Origin of the sequence: Mannheimia sp. USDA-ARS-USMARC-1261 (assembly GCF_000521605.1) — a bacterium.
Taxonomy (GTDB): Bacteria; Pseudomonadota; Gammaproteobacteria; order Enterobacterales; family Pasteurellaceae; genus Mannheimia; species Mannheimia indoligenes.
The window spans coordinates 967423-981478 of record NZ_CP006942.1; the positions used below are offsets into that span (position 1 = coordinate 967423).

A 14056-nucleotide genomic window follows, 5' to 3' on the forward strand; every position below is an offset into this window, starting at 1 on the left:
TTACAACGGAGGAATAAGTGATTGCACACGTAAAAATGAAAAATTCACTCTAACCAAATTTTAATTAAATACTTTTTTCTTAGGCTGAATCAAGTTTAATAGAACTAACTTAATTTATTGAAGGAGTAAATACGATGGCAGGAATCAATAAAGTGATTATTGTCGGTAATCTTGGCAACGATCCTGAAATGCGGACTATGCCTAATGGTGAAGCAGTTGCTAATATTAGTGTGGCAACTTCTGAAAGTTGGACGGATAAAAATACCGGAGAACGTCGAGAAGTCACTGAATGGCATCGTATCGTTTTTTATCGCCGTTATGCTGAAATTTGTGGTCAGTACCTACGTAAAGGCTCTAAAATTTATATCGAAGGAAAATTACGGACACGTAAGTGGCAAGACCAAAACGGGCAAGAGCGTTATACAACCGAAATCCAAGGTGAACTATTACAAATGTTAGATAGCCGTAATGCTACAAATAGCGTAGATGGACAACAATCTAACTATCAAGCTATGAGCCAATCTCCAAAAGCAACACATCCACAAGATTTACCAATGGATAACTTTGATGATGATATTCCGTTCTGAGTTACATATAATTTAAAACTGTAAAATAAAACCCATATAAATATAGAGAACCCTTTATTTTAAAAGGGTTCTCTTTTTTTACATTAATTTCGACACAACATCTTTAATTTGATAGTATTTATATATGATATTTTTGTAAATTAAATGAATATGTATAGATTAGAAACAGTCCTTTTTTTCAAATGGAGAACGTTTTCCTATATTGGTTAATGTTAAAACTGGTATTCCTGATTTTTATTCAACCTTATGGGTAACTGTGGAACTACGTAATCAATCCGCAGTAAACACAATTAGAAATAAGCTGGGAACTATACAGTGGATAATGAATTGGGAAAAACAGAATAATCTTGTTATTAGTGATCTAATTCATAACAAAGTACTCTTAACAGAAAACCAATTAGAATCTCTTATTCGGCATATGAGAATAAATGTAAAAAAGCAAAAGAATGTAATCAATACAAAAAAAGTGTGTTAATGAAAGGTAGGACTCAATTTATTGATATTTATTCTGCCGTATCTCTTAGTCATCAATATAATAGACTAACAACGCTTTCAGAATACATATTATTTCTATCAAGCTGCGGCAAGTTGGATGATGTTTGTAACCGCATACGGCGGTTTGATTGAATTTGGCAAGGTGCAAAAAGGCGATTTTGTTGTATTGGGCGGAGCGACCAGCTCGGTAGGCATTGCCGCCATTCAAATCGCCAAAATGCAAGGGGCAAACGTGATTGCTCTGTCTCGCACGCACGCCAAAGGCGATGTGCTTTTACAGAAAGGGGCGGATTTTGTGATTGCCACCAAAGAAGATGACGTTACGGCTAAATTACTAGAAATTACAAACGGCAAAGGCGTGAATTTAGTGTTCGACCCTGTGGGTGGCAAAGAAGCAGCAAAAATTATCAACGCAATGACACAAGACGGCAAATACATCATCTACGGTGCATTAAGCCACGATGATATCGCCGTGCCTGTGTTCCCAATTTTAGGCAAACACTTAACCGTGCGAGGCTATGAATTGTTTGAAATCACTACCGTACCAGAAAAACTCGCTCAAGCGAAAAAATTCGTGTTTGACGGCTTAGCAAGCGGTCAATTAAAACCAGAAATTGACAAAGTTTTTGCTTTTGATGAAATGGCGGAAGCTCACCGTTATATGGAAAGCAATGCACAGATTGGGAAGATTTTGGTAAAGGTTTGATTGTTTTAAGGTAAATATGCCGTCTGAAAAATAAGTTTCAGACGGCACATCGTTATTTTACCTGCCGATTAAGCCACCACACTAGCGAGAGCATCACAGGCACTTCCACCAGCACACCGACCTCCGTTGCCAATGCCACCCCCGAGTGCAAACCGAACAAAGAAATCGCCACCGCCAATTCAAAAAAATTACTCGTGCCAATCAAGCACTCAGGGGCGGAAATTTCGTGTGGTAATTTGAGCTATTTTGCCAAAACGTGAGCCAAGACAAAAATGCCGTAAGTCTGTGCCAGCAAGGGAATGGCAATCAGCAAAATAATCAAGGGATTGGCAATAATGGTTTGGGCTTGAAAGGCAAACAGCAACACCACCGTCAAAATCAAACCCATAATGGAAAAAGGTTTCAGGCTGCCTGAAAAATATTCCGCTATTCTTTTTCTTTAATACCTTGAATAATCTGACACTTATCAACCGTTTTATTTTCACAACCCACAAATTGCATTAAAAAAGTTTTAACTTGTTGTAGTTCTGTGATTTGTTCGTCCAAATATGCCAAATGTTGCTCGGCAAGTGCATTGATTTCATTGCATTGTTTGTTGGGCGTTTGTTGTAATTGCAACAGCGTTTTGATGTTACTTAAAGAAAAACCGATATTACGGCAAGTTTTAATAAAGCGTAATTGTTCTAACTGATTTTCATCAAACACACGATAGCCATTTTGTTGATGTGTGGGGGCGATTAAGCCTTGTTTTTCATAATAACGAATGGTTTCCAAATGTACGCCTGTTTGTTCACTGGCTTGTTTTATTTTAAAAAATTTTGACATTTTGGCTTGACCCTGTAATGACTACGGAGTTTATAGTATAGCAAATTTCATCTTAAAACAGGAGCAAAAAAATGGCGTGCCAAAATTGTTGTGGTTCAAATCAGCCCATTCATCAATCGCCCAAGTACAAAAAAGCCTTGTGGATTGTCTTGATATTAAATTTATCAATGTTTTTTGTGGAAATTGTGATGGGGGTTAAATCGGGTTCAACTTCGCTGTTGTCGGACAGTTTGGATTTCTTGGGCGACAGTGCCAATTATTTGATAAGTTTGATTGTTTTGCCAATGGCGTTAAGTTACCGAGCCAAAGCATCTATGGTTAAGGGGCTAACGATGGGCGGTTTTGGTTTATTTATTTTAATGACGACCATTTATCGTGTGTTTTATGGGGAAATGCCCAGTTATTCTGAAATGAGCATTGTCGGATTTTTGGCGTTATTGGTCAATGTGTCGGCAGTGTTGATATTATTAAAATTTCGTGATGGCGACAGCAATGTCCGCAGTGTGTGGGTGTGTTCCCGAAACGATGCGATTGGTAATGTGGCGGTAATTTTGGCGGGTATGGCAGTTTATTTTTTTCAATCAAAATATCCTGATTTAATTGTGGCGTTTGTTTTGGCATTTTTGGCATTACAAGCCAGTCAAGAAATCATCAAAAGGGCTTGGGCGGAATTAAAAGTCAGTTAATTTAAAACACCGTTTGGATTGATGTTCAAGCGGTGTTTTTATTTTTAAATTTTGCAAAATATTTTCAGGCTGCCTGAAAAATTATCCAATTAGACAAATTTTTAATCCAATTAGGCAAGAAACACACCGCCCAAAATGCTAGAATAGCCAGTCAATTTTTGAGAAAATTTAATGAAAAAAATGTTTATCGGTTTTTTAATCATCATCACCGTTTTGGTGCTTGTTGTCGTGGCGTATTTGCAATTACCCTTATTTGGGGCAAACCCAACAGGCGAACGCCTTGCCAAAATTCAAACTTCACCACATTATAAAAACGGTCAATTTCATAATTTATCCGACACGCCCACTTGGACAGGCGAGAGTTCTATTATCAAAGGTTTATACCGTTTTTTATTTGAAAAAGATAAAAATGTCGCCCCAAAATCGCCCATACCGTCCATTAAAACCGATTTAAATACTTTACCCAAAAATAAAGATTATTTTGTTTGGCTTGGACATTCGTCTTATTTGCTACATTTAAATCAAAAAACTTATTTGATTGACCCTGTTTTGGTATCGGCAACGCCCCTGCCTTTTGGGGGAAAACCATTTAAAGGGGCGGATATTTATACGCCCGATGATATGCCAAAAGTGGATTATCTGATTATTACCCACGACCATTATGACCATTTGGATTATGACACGATTAAACCAATGAAAGATAGGATTGGGCAAGTAATTACAGGGCTTGGCAACGGCGAACATTTTGAACGCTGGGGATTTTCGCCCAATCAGCTTGTTGAATTGGATTGGTATCAGGCGATTAAATTGGGCGAATTAAACATTACCGCCTTGCCCACTCGCCATTCATCAGGGCGTGCTTTAAAACAAAATCAAACGCTGTGGGCATCATTTATGTTACAAGCGGGCAATAAAACCATTTATATCGGTGGCGATAGCGGTTATGATGTGTTTTTTAAAGACATTGCCAAGCAATTTCCTAATATTGATGTGGCGATTATGGAAAATGGGCAATATGATAAAGACTGGGCGAATATTCATTTTTTGCCTAACGATTTCATTCAAGCGGTCAAAGATTTAAATCCCAAAAAATTATTGGCGGTGCATAATAGTAAATTTATCCTTGCCAAACACGCTTGGAATGAACCGATGGTATTATTAAGCCAATCCGCCCAACAAGAAAATTTACCGCTTTTTACTCCTAAAATAGGCGAAGTATTCTACCTTGATGACAATCCCAAGTTTGAAAAATGGTGGGAAGGGGTGGAATAGTGGATAATAAAAACACCGCTTGCAGAAATAAAAGCGGTGTTTTTTGTTTTAAGCCCCAAAAAACTGTCAAAAACCTTGCTATTAGTCCTAAAATCGACTATAATATGTGAAATTAGTAATTTTTAGGACTAATTTTAATTTTCCCAATTTAATTCATTTGCACTGATATTGATGATTGGCTCGTAAATATTTTTGCAATGTCTATGATAAGGTCAATTATGAAATTTCTTGCAACATTTTTGGTTTTGGTGGTCATATTGGAACATTTTTTTATTATGATTTTAGAAATGTTTATGATACCAAGCCGACTTGCCAAAAAAAGTTTTGGTTTATCTTATGATTTTATGGCACAAAAACAGGTACAAACTTTATTTAGCAATCAAGGGCTTTATAATGGTTTTTTGGCAACTGGATTATTGTGGGCGTATTTTATTGCTCCGCAAATAGTACAATTTCAAGCGAGTATTTTATTTTTAAGTTTTGTGCTTATTGCAGGGCTTTGGGGTGCTTATACTTCCAATAAAGCCATTTTAATAAAACAAGGCTTGCCTGCATTATTGGCAATCCTTATTTTATGTTTAAGTCAATAATGATTTTTGTAGGTAGATAATAATGAACCAAACCCAACTCGCCCGCCTTGCCGAACTCACCGCAAGCCTTGATAGCACCTTTGAAAGCTATGCCAAAACCCAAACCGTGCTATTAAGCGAAATGTTTATTTTATACAGTTTTTATCACAAAAAATCCTTAACCCAAAAAGACATTTGTGATGAATGGGCATTGCCCAAACAAACGGTACATACCATTTGCAAAAATCTTATCAATCAATCTTTTGTAGAAATGCAGGATAATCCCAGCGACAAACGAGCCAAATTATTAAGCCTAACCGACACAGGCGAAAATTATGCCAAAAGTATCATCGCTCCATTATTGGGAATAGAAAATAACACCGCCCAAAGTTTTGGTATTGAGCAACTAGAAAAGTTAATTGATGAATTTGCCATTTTGGAGCGGTTATTTAATGAGCAAATGAACACTTTCATCAATCGTATAAATCAGTAACTACGCCAAATGGCGTTGATAAAAATTGGGAGCTTATGATGCATTGGTCTGTATTATTGGGCATTGCCATTGTTAGCGAAGTGTTTGGCTCAACGATGTTAAAACTATCGCAAGGCTTTACCAAGCCTTTGCCATCTATTGGTTTTGTGCTGGGTTTTGGCTTGGCGTTCTATTTGCTGTCATTGGCGTTAAAAAGCATTCCTTTGGGAATGGCGTATGCGATTTGGTCTGGCGTGGGCTTGGTTTTGACGGCGATTGTGGGCGTGGTGGTGTTTGGCGAAAAGGTCGATTTTTGGGGAATTGCGAGCATTGGCTTGATTTTGGCAGGTGTGATAATGATGAATACGCTGTCCAAAATGGGTGGGCATTAAAAAAAACACCGCTTGGGGGAAAATTCAAGCGATAAAAATAAAGTCCTATCAACGTTATTAAGAGCGGACAGGACTTTTATGATCTTTATAATTTCTAGTATTAAGGGGTTGAAATAACAGCTTTAGGTGTGGTTTTTCTTTGGTGAAAATAAGCGGTAATAAGCAACATAGCATAAAGTATTGCCCCCATCAGCCATAACAGACCATCCCAATAAGCGACGCTATAACTATAAATAAAGGCAAATAAAAGGGGACCAATGATCCCGGTAATATTGGTTAGGCTCACCAGAGTACCTTGTAATTTCCCTTGCGCATTATCATCGACAGATTTTGATAAATAACCTTGTAATGCGGGTTGCCCCATACCTCCTGCCGCTAAGCAAATTAATGCTGGTAAGATGACCCAAACGTGGCCTATCCACGCTAATAATAAACAGCCCATCATATCAATAGACATACTGATCATAATGGTGGTTTTTTCGCCCCATTTTTGTGCCAATTTCCCAGCGACAATCGCCTGAAAGAAAATATGTAATACACCCAGAACCGCCAAAGACATACCGATAGAAGTTGTGTTCCAATCAAAACGATATTGTGTAAACAGCACCCAGATGGTGGCAGGAATTTGCCCGATAAGCTGGATAATAAAATAGGTTGCTAACCAAAAGTAGAGGCTTTTCTTAAAAAAAACAGTGACTGTATTTGAGGCAGTTTGGTTTTCAGGTGTCCTATTGGCAACAAGCGCTTCTCTTTTTTGTGTTTCTCGGAAAAAGAGCAAAGAGAGTATTAATAATATCGAGTGTGAAATAGCGGCAAAAATAAATGGCATATGAGCACTGATATCACCTAATAATCCCCCTAGCATTGGGCCGATAATAAGGCCAACACCAAAAGCACCACCTAAGAAACCAAAATAGCGAGTTCGATTTTTAGCGGGAGTCACATCACTCATCGCTGATGCACATACGGCACCTGTTGCGCCTGTGATCCCCGCAATGATGCGCCCAATATAGAGCATCCAAAGTGTGGTTGAGAATGCCATTAAAAGATAGTCGAGTGCCGCGCCTAAAAGGGAAAACAGCAAGATGGGTTTTCTGCCGTATTTATCAGACAGTCGTCCTAGAATAGGAGCAAAAATAACCTGCATGGTAGCATAGAGCGCTAATAGCACACCGTAATGGGTTGCCAGTGAATTTTCACTGACAAATTCATTTAATAGAGTAGGGAGTACTGGCATGATAAGCCCGATACCAATGGCATCTAATACGGTGATCAGCAGTATAATAATAATTGATTTATTCATTGAGATCCTAAAAATCTATCAGTGATTGAGTGGGTGTAATATATCTCTATCAGTGATAGATTGTCAAGGCTATTTTATTTTGAGGTAGGTAATGGCAAAGCTAGATAAAGAACAAGTTATTGATAATGCGTTGATTTTACTTAATGAAGTTGGTATTGAAGGATTAACAACGCGTAAGCTGGCGCAAAAAATAGGTGTGGAACAACCCACATTGTATTGGCATGTAAAAAATAAACGCGCTTTGTTAGATGCATTAGCAGAAACTATTTTGCAAAAGCACCATCATCATGTTTTGCCATTGCCGAATGAAACATGGCAGGACTTTTTGCGAAATAACGCGAAAAGCTTCCGCCAAGCCTTATTAATGTATCGTGATGGTGGCAAAATTCATGCGGGAACACGCCCCTCTGAAAGTCAATTTGAGACATCAGAACAGCAACTACAGTTTTTGTGTGATGCTGGGTTTAGTCTATCTCAAGCCGTGTATGCATTAAGCTCTATTGCGCATTTTACATTAGGCTCCGTACTGGAAACTCAAGAGCATCAAGAAAGCCAAAAAGAGCGTGAAAAAGTAGAGACGGATACTGTTGCCTATCCGCCATTATTAACCCAAGCCGTTGCAATTATGGATAGTGATAATGGTGATGCTGCATTTTTGTTTGTCCTTGATGTGATGATCTCTGGACTTGAAACAGTATTAAAGAGCGCTAAATAAATCTAAATTCGCTGACGCCCTTTTTGGCTAATTAGTTGCCCTTGTATGTCAGCGATACCAATGTGAGCAATACAACCTGCATTAAATTGTAAATAGTCATCTTCGATGCCATCAGAGAAAATTACGCCATTCTCTGGCATCAAAGATCCTAATTGCAGTGGTGAGTCAGGCTCAATAGTGCCAAAAGTCAGTGCAACACCTGTTGTTCTACTTGGAAATGGCTCTCTTACACTAAATTGTAGCTTTCGATCACTCCAGCTAAAGCCTTGTAATAGAGGGTGCGAAGCTTCTCCTGTAATTGCCATCGCACCAGCAAGAATAGATTGAAACCACCCCGTTGATCCCAATCCTGTTGATACAATAATGCCTGATGAAGATTGCACTTCTTCAGCGCCATTCCATTGCAAAATATACTGTGCGGAAGTGTGGCTTTTAGGGCCAATAAATAAGTCATTAACCGCTAATAAGGATTGACCATCATTGGTTGTTGCTTGTGCAAAAGTGACCGTTTTAAATGGCATTTTTTTATTAATGGGTTTAAAAACGGTTTTTGTTTTGATAATCAACCTTTAATCTGGAGAATTGTTATGAACGACATCATCAAAAACCCAAACGCCCACTGCGGTTGCCAATCTTGCACAGGGCAAAATTGCAATCCAAAATGCAACTGCCAAAATGGCGAGCCGTGCATTTGTCAAAACTGCACTTGTGGCGATTGTGATTGCAAGTAATTGATTAGCTAAAAACATTGGGCGGACTTATGTTTGCCCAATGTTTGCCAAATCCCATTTTGATAAGGAAAACTGTAATGAAAATGTTTAAAAACCGTGCCGTACAATTATCTGCCCTTGCCCTTATTTTGGCGACTTTAACCGCTTGTGCCGACGGCAAAAACGAAGTGCCGACGCACTCGATGGTAGGCGACAATAACCACACCCAAACCACCCACGACAGCCCAAATAACCAAAACGGGCACGCAGAGATGAACCACGCCCATATGAACCACTCTGCTATGGCGATGGACACTCAAAATGCTCCGCCCCATACCCAAGCCTATCTTGCAATGATGAACAAGATGGGCGATGAGATGAGCAAAGCGGGCAATCTTGCTGATGCTGATACCGCTTTTGCCAAAGGTATGATTCCGCACCATATCGGAGCAGTTGAGATGGCAAAAGTACAGCTTGAATTTGGCAAAGACGAAACAATGAGAAAACTTGCCCAAGCGATTATTGATGGACAACAAAGTGAAATCGACCTGATGAACGCTTGGCTGGCGGGTAAAGATACCGCAACCCAAAACCCGCAAGCCCCGCACGCCAAGGCCTATGCCGCAGGCAAGGCGCACCACGAGGCGATGATGGCGGCAATCAATGAGCCAAACCCTGATGTTGCCTTTGCCAAAGCAATGATTCCGCATCATCAAGGGGCGGTCGAGATGGCAAAAGTGCAATTACAGTTCGGCAAAGACGAAAAAATGAAAAAGCTCGCTCAAGACATCATCAAAGCCCAAGAACCTGAAATCAAGCTGATGCAAGACTGGTTAAAACAGTAGGGGCAATAAGGCAAAAACACCGCTTTTGATAAAGCGGTGCTTTTGAGGTCGTCTGAAAACAGGTTTAAGGCTTTTTCAGACGGCATTTGGGGTTTTCAGGCAACCTTTAAAACAAGCCCCAAGGAAATGATGATGCCGACTTGTCGGACACATCGGCAAGCGATGTTCTGAACCTTCTGCTTTTTCAGACGGCATCGGTATTTGCAGGCAGCCTGAAAAAAACCGTCATTCTGACCGGCCCAATCCGTACCTGCTTTTTCGGTAAACGACCGGTGATGACCCTATGAACCCAACAGGAGAAATTGTGATGAAGCAAGAAACACACAAACCACCCAAACACCACGAGTGCCGACACGGACACGGACAGCACCGCCCTGTGCAGACACCGTCCGATGCAGCGGCTGCTCGGGCTACACCTGCCCGATGCATCCGGAAATCCGGCAAGACCGCCCCGGCAACTGCCCTCTTTGCGGTATGGCATTGGAGCCGCTGATGCCTGAATTGGACGACGACAATCCGGAGCTGCGTGATTTTTCCCGACGCTTTTGGTACACGCTGCCCCTGACGGCGGCAGTGCTGGTGCTGGCGATGTTCGGCGAGCGTCTGAACCTGATGGATATGGCCGCACAAAGCTGGGTAGAGCTGGTGCTGTCGCTGCCGATCGTGCTGTGGGCGGGGCTGCCGTTTTTCTCACGGGGTTGGCAGTCGCTGGCAAACCGTAGTCCCAATATGTGGACGCTGATTGCACTGGGAACGGGTGCAGCCTTCGTTTACAGCGTTGTTGCCACCGCTGCACCCGGCATCTTTCCGGCATCGTTTGTATCGATGGGGCGGGTCGGCGTGTATTTTGAGGCGGCGGCCGTCATCATCTCGCTGACCTTGCTCGGCCAGATGCTCGAACTCAAAGCCCGGTCGCAGACTTCGGCGGCAATCAAGACCCTGCTCGGACTGGCGCCCAAAACCGCACGGCGTATCGACCCGGGCGGTGCTGAAGAAGATGTGCCGCTCAGCCACATCCACATCGGCGACCTTCTGCGTGTGCGCCCCGGCGAAAAAGTGCCTGTCGATGGCGTGGTGGTTGAGGGCGCAAGCTCGGTAGATGAATCGATGCTGACCGGCGAGCCGCTGCCGGTGCGCAAAGCCACCGGCGACAAAGTCATCGGCGCCACGCTCAACACCGGCGGTGCGCTCGTCATCCGCTCCGAGCGCATCGGTTCGGAAACCGTGCTTTCGCAGATTGTCCAGATGGTGGCCCAGGCGCAGCGCTCCAAAGCACCGATGCAGCGTATGGCCGACGGGGTGGCAGGCTATTTCGTACTGGCGGTTGTCGCCGTCGCCGTTGCCACTTTCTTTGTCTGGGGCGTGTTCGGCCCGCAACCGTCTTGGGTGTTCGGGTTGATCAACGCCGTTGCGGTCTTGATTATCGCCTGCCCCTGTGCACTGGGACTGGCCACGCCGATGTCGGTGATGGTCGCCACAGGACGCGGGGCAGGCAGGGGCATATTGTTCCGTGATGCCGCCGCTATCGAAAACTTGCGGCGAGTAGACACTTTGGTGATTGATAAAACCGGCACACTCACCGAAGGCCGACCCGCCTTTGACCGTGCCGTTGCGGCAGCAGGCTTTTCCGCCGAGGAAGTGCTGCGTTTGGCCGCCAGCTTGGATCAGGGCAGCGAACACCCGCTGGCCGACGCCATTGTGCAGGCCGCACGGGCACAACAGCTGAAGCTGAGCAAACCCGAACAGTTTGATTCAGGCAGCGGCATCGGCGTGAGCGGCGTGGTTGAAGGGCGTGCGCTGGCACTGGGCAACACGGCGTTTATGCAGCAGAACGGGCTTAGCGTCGAACCACTGTTCGAGCAGGCCGAATCCCTGCGCAGTGAAGGTGCCAGCGTGATATATCTGGCTGCGGACGGACATCTTGCGGGACTGCTTGCCGTCTCCGATCCTGTAAAAGACAGCACCCCCGAAGCATTGGCCTCGCTCAAAGCAGCCGGCCTGCGCATCATTATGGCAACCGGCGACGGATTGACCACGGCAAACGCCGTGGGCGCAAAACTGGGCATCAACGAAGTGCACGGTGAAGTCAAGCCCGCCGACAAACTGGCACTGATCGAGCGGCTTCAGAACGAAGGGCGGGTGGTCGCAATGGCAGGCGACGGCATCAACGATGCCCCCGCACTGGCCAAAGCCGATGTCGGCATCGCAATGGGTACCGGCACCGATGTGGCAATGAGCAGTGCGCAAATCACGCTGGTCAAAGGCGATTTGCGGGGTATTGCCACCGCACGCAAATTGTCTGAGGCCACCGTGCGCAATATGAAGGAAAACCTGTTATTTGCCTTCTTATACAACGGCCTGGGGGTTCCCGTTGCCGCCGGCGTGCTGTACCCCTTTACCGGCTGGCTGCTCTCGCCGATGATTGCCGCACTGGCGATGAGCCTAAGCTCGGCATCCGTGGTCGGCAACGCTCTGCGGCTGAACAACAGCAGGCTATGAGCGTAAAGAAACGGCAAGAAAACTTTACCCGGCGCCCACAAAAAAGCCCTTGACCCTAACGTAGGGTAAGGGCTTACACTGAGCCCAAGTTTTCAAAAAACCGTTTCACCCAAACCTTTAAGGAGACCGACGATGAACACCCTAAGCAAACTGGCAAAAAACAAAAAAGCCCTGTTGGTATTGGCGGCTGCCGCCTTCGCCGTCATCGCCTTTGCCAAGCCCGCACTTTTGCCCTTCGCCCTGTTGATGCTCTGCCCCCTGATGCACCTGTTTATGCACGGCGGACACGGCAGCCACGGCACGCACAATGCCAAAACCGAAGCGGTGAAGATAACACACCGCCCCAATCTTGACACAGGAGACAAATAATGGATCGCAGAAAATTTTTACTCTACGGCATCGGCATCGGTGCGGCAGGCGCGTCTTGGTATGCCTTGTCGCGCTTCGGAATGAACGGGCAGCCTATGGATATGGGCGGCCAAGGGCACCAAATGGCGTCCGGCACGATGGGCGGTATGGGCAATATGCAGGGAACGGGAAAACTGATGCCGTCTGAAATGATGCCTTCGGGCCAGCCGCTTAAAGATTTGCCTAGGCTTGCCAACGCTTCATCGCAGGCGGGCGTGTTTCAGGCAGCCATTACGGCCGCGCCGGTGAAAATCACAATGGCGGGCGGCAAAGAAACCGAGTTTTGGGCGTATAACGGGCAGCTGCCCGGGCCGCAGATTGAAGTGTACGAGGGCGATACGGTGGAAATCACCGTAACCAACCGCCTGCCGCAGCCCACCACCGTGCACTGGCACGGGCTGGATGTGCCCAACGACGCCGACGGTAACCCACAAGACCCGATAGAGCCGGGGCAGAGCAAAACCTACCGCTTCATCCTGCCCGAGGGCAGCGCCGGCACTTACTGGTATCACCCGCACCCGCACAATTATGTTTCCGAGCAGGTCTACAAAGGGCTGGCCGGTACGCTCATCGTCAAAGCCAAAAACGATGTGCTCGCCCACAGCGAACAGTACTGGCTGATTTCCAACTTGCGCCTGAATGAAGACGGCAGCATTCCGCCCAACACAATGCTCGACTGGATGAACGGGCGTGAAGGCGAATTCGTGCTGATTAACGGGCAATACCGCCCGAAAATCAAGCTCTCCGGCAACGAGCGCCTGCGTATCTGGAACGCCACCAGCGCCCGCTACCTGCGCCTGAAAATCAAAGGTGTGCAGTGGATTGTGGTCGGCACCGACGGCGGCCTCTTGGAAAAACCGCTTGCCCCCGCCGACGAGCTGTTTTTAGCCCCCGCCGAGCGGGTGGAAGTGTTCGCCGTCGGTCAGGCGCAGACCACGGCCGAACTCACCAGCCTGTACTACGACCGCTGCAAAATGATGGTGCAGGAAAAAGCCGCCGACCTGAACCTGGGCGAAGTGCAATTCACCCCCGCCGATGCCGCCCTGCCTGCCGCCTTGCGCACACTGCCTGCGCTGCCTGCGCCTGTGGTCAAGCGTGAAGTGGTGTTCAGCGAACAAATGAAGCCGATGCAAAACACGCAAAGCCAAGGCGGTATGCAGGGAATGGATCACGGCGCAATGGCGGGTGAAATGGCGGGCGCGATGCAAAACACCATTCCCCAAGATATGGTAGGCGTGTTTTTGGTCAACGGCAAAACCTTCGATATGAAGCGCGTGGACTTTGTCGGCAACGAAGGCGATGTCGAAGAATGGACGCTGGCCAACCAAAGCCATATGGATCACCCCTTCCACCTGCACGGCACGCAGTTTGAAGTGCTGCAAACCAGCCTGAACGGCAACACCGCCCCCGCGCCTTACCGCGCCCGCAAAGACACGGTCAACCTGCGCCCGGGCGAAACCGCCGTCATCCGCTTTATCCAAGGAAACAAGGGTCTCAAAATGTTCCACTGCCATATCTTGGAACACGAAAATCTGGGAATGATGGCAATGTTGCAAGTGAAATAAACCCCGA

General features: G+C 45.4%; 15 protein-coding genes and 2 pseudogenes. 12 read left to right on the forward strand and 5 right to left on the reverse strand.

Translation table 11 applies throughout. The annotated features are described in order from the left end of the window. The first annotated feature begins 134 nt into the window (after positions 1–134). Together ssb and X781_RS04695 are read left to right on the forward strand one after the other, a co-directional pair. Positions 135–587: a single-stranded DNA-binding protein gene (ssb, locus tag X781_RS04685; protein WP_012340854.1), complete on the forward strand. Its 453-nt coding sequence runs from the start codon at positions 135–137 to the stop codon at positions 585–587. Positions 588–1161: 574 nt separating this feature from the next. Continuing rightward, positions 1162–1788: pseudogene (locus X781_RS04695) on the forward strand (zinc-dependent alcohol dehydrogenase family protein); the annotation flags it as partial. Positions 1789–1840: 52 nt separating this feature from the next. Here the strand turns inward: X781_RS04695 and X781_RS12505 are convergent. Together X781_RS12505 and X781_RS04705 are read right to left on the reverse strand one after the other, a co-directional pair. Further along, positions 1841–2200, reverse strand: a pseudogene (locus tag X781_RS12505) (arsenic resistance protein); the annotation flags it as partial. Positions 2201–2214: 14 nt separating this feature from the next. Further along, a complete protein-coding gene (locus tag X781_RS04705) occupies positions 2215–2613 on the reverse strand; it encodes a Cd(II)/Pb(II)-responsive transcriptional regulator (protein WP_012340851.1) in 399 nt (132 codons plus the stop codon). 71 nt (positions 2614–2684) lie between these two features. On the opposite strand from X781_RS04705, the gene X781_RS04710 reads away from it, so the two are divergent. From X781_RS04710 to X781_RS04730, 5 genes are all read left to right on the forward strand, one after another. Further along, positions 2685–3299, forward strand: coding sequence for a cation diffusion facilitator family transporter (locus X781_RS04710; protein ID WP_012340850.1), 615 nt, complete (start codon positions 2685–2687; stop codon positions 3297–3299). 171 nt (positions 3300–3470) lie between these two features. Further along, positions 3471–4571 (forward strand): MBL fold metallo-hydrolase, encoded by a 1101-nt coding sequence (locus X781_RS04715; protein ID WP_012340848.1) that lies wholly within the window; start codon positions 3471–3473, stop codon positions 4569–4571. Positions 4572–4858: 287 nt separating this feature from the next. Beyond that, positions 4859–5161 (forward strand): DUF1304 domain-containing protein, encoded by a 303-nt coding sequence (locus X781_RS04720; RefSeq protein WP_235068793.1) that lies wholly within the window; start codon positions 4859–4861, stop codon positions 5159–5161. A gap of 22 nt (positions 5162–5183) precedes the next feature. Further along, positions 5184–5633, forward strand: coding sequence for a MarR family winged helix-turn-helix transcriptional regulator (locus X781_RS04725; protein ID WP_006248865.1), 450 nt, complete (start codon positions 5184–5186; stop codon positions 5631–5633). A 38-nt stretch (positions 5634–5671) separates the two neighbouring features. Further along, positions 5672–6004 carry a DMT family transporter gene (locus tag X781_RS04730; RefSeq protein ID WP_006248866.1) on the forward strand — a complete coding sequence of 111 codons (333 nt, stop codon included), beginning with the start codon at positions 5672–5674 and terminating at the stop codon, positions 6002–6004. A gap of 100 nt (positions 6005–6104) precedes the next feature. Here X781_RS04730 and tet(H) read toward each other — a convergent pair whose 3' ends face one another. Further along, positions 6105–7307, reverse strand: a complete 1203-nt coding sequence (gene tet(H), locus X781_RS04735; protein ID WP_006248867.1) for a tetracycline efflux MFS transporter Tet(H) — start codon at positions 7305–7307, stop codon at positions 6105–6107. Positions 7308–7398: 91 nt separating this feature from the next. Between tet(H) and tetR(H) the strand changes: the two genes are divergently transcribed. After that, positions 7399–8022, forward strand: a complete 624-nt coding sequence (tetR(H), locus tag X781_RS04740; protein ID WP_006248868.1) for a tetracycline resistance transcriptional repressor TetR(H) — start codon at positions 7399–7401, stop codon at positions 8020–8022. 2 nt (positions 8023–8024) lie between these two features. Here tetR(H) and X781_RS04745 read toward each other — a convergent pair whose 3' ends face one another. Both X781_RS04745 and X781_RS04750 read right to left on the reverse strand, forming a co-directional pair. Beyond that, entirely contained in the window at positions 8025–8543 is a 519-nt protein-coding gene (locus X781_RS04745; RefSeq protein WP_006248869.1) for a hypothetical protein, read from the reverse strand. A 48-nt stretch (positions 8544–8591) separates the two neighbouring features. Then, positions 8592–8771, reverse strand: a complete 180-nt coding sequence (locus X781_RS04750; RefSeq protein ID WP_025235799.1) for a hypothetical protein — start codon at positions 8769–8771, stop codon at positions 8592–8594. Between the two features lie 59 nt (positions 8772–8830). Here X781_RS04750 and copM point away from each other — a divergent pair, with 59 nt between their 5' ends. The 4 genes from copM to X781_RS04770 all read left to right on the forward strand — a co-directional run bounded on the left by copM (position 8831) and on the right by X781_RS04770 (position 14049). After that, positions 8831–9577: a CopM family metallochaperone gene (gene copM / locus X781_RS04755; protein WP_012340846.1), complete on the forward strand. Its 747-nt coding sequence runs from the start codon at positions 8831–8833 to the stop codon at positions 9575–9577. 474 nt (positions 9578–10051) lie between these two features. After that, positions 10052–12076: a copper-translocating P-type ATPase gene (locus X781_RS04760; RefSeq protein ID WP_025235800.1), complete on the forward strand. Its 2025-nt coding sequence runs from the start codon at positions 10052–10054 to the stop codon at positions 12074–12076. A 132-nt stretch (positions 12077–12208) separates the two neighbouring features. Further along, the gene (locus X781_RS04765) at positions 12209–12445 is read left to right on the forward strand and encodes a DUF2933 domain-containing protein (RefSeq protein WP_025235801.1); all 237 of its coding nucleotides are present in this window, start codon (positions 12209–12211) and stop codon (positions 12443–12445) included. Next, the gene (locus X781_RS04770) at positions 12445–14049 is read left to right on the forward strand and encodes a multicopper oxidase family protein (RefSeq protein WP_025235802.1); all 1605 of its coding nucleotides are present in this window, start codon (positions 12445–12447) and stop codon (positions 14047–14049) included. The genes X781_RS04765 and X781_RS04770 overlap by 1 nt, the downstream gene beginning before the upstream one ends. The last annotated feature ends 7 nt before the right edge of the window (positions 14050–14056 follow it).

Coding starts and splice junctions, on each gene's coding strand:
- X781_RS04765 (WP_025235801.1), top strand. CDS start 12,209: ATGAACACCCTAAGCAAACTGGCAAAAAACAAAAAAGCCCTGTTGGTA.
- X781_RS04710 (WP_012340850.1), top strand. CDS start 2,685: ATGGCGTGCCAAAATTGTTGTGGTTCAAATCAGCCCATTCATCAATCG.
- ssb (WP_012340854.1), top strand. CDS start 135: ATGGCAGGAATCAATAAAGTGATTATTGTCGGTAATCTTGGCAACGAT.
- X781_RS04715 (WP_012340848.1), top strand. CDS start 3,471: ATGAAAAAAATGTTTATCGGTTTTTTAATCATCATCACCGTTTTGGTG.
- X781_RS04745 (WP_006248869.1), bottom strand. CDS start 8,543: ATGCCATTTAAAACGGTCACTTTTGCACAAGCAACAACCAATGATGGT.
- X781_RS04730 (WP_006248866.1), top strand. CDS start 5,672: ATGCATTGGTCTGTATTATTGGGCATTGCCATTGTTAGCGAAGTGTTT.
- X781_RS04750 (WP_025235799.1), bottom strand. CDS start 8,771: ATGTTTTTAGCTAATCAATTACTTGCAATCACAATCGCCACAAGTGCA.
- X781_RS04725 (WP_006248865.1), top strand. CDS start 5,184: ATGAACCAAACCCAACTCGCCCGCCTTGCCGAACTCACCGCAAGCCTT.
- X781_RS04760 (WP_025235800.1), top strand. CDS start 10,052: ATGGCATTGGAGCCGCTGATGCCTGAATTGGACGACGACAATCCGGAG.
- X781_RS04720 (WP_235068793.1), top strand. CDS start 4,859: ATGTTTATGATACCAAGCCGACTTGCCAAAAAAAGTTTTGGTTTATCT.
- X781_RS04705 (WP_012340851.1), bottom strand. CDS start 2,613: ATGTCAAAATTTTTTAAAATAAAACAAGCCAGTGAACAAACAGGCGTA.
- copM (WP_012340846.1), top strand. CDS start 8,831: ATGAAAATGTTTAAAAACCGTGCCGTACAATTATCTGCCCTTGCCCTT.
- X781_RS04770 (WP_025235802.1), top strand. CDS start 12,445: ATGGATCGCAGAAAATTTTTACTCTACGGCATCGGCATCGGTGCGGCA.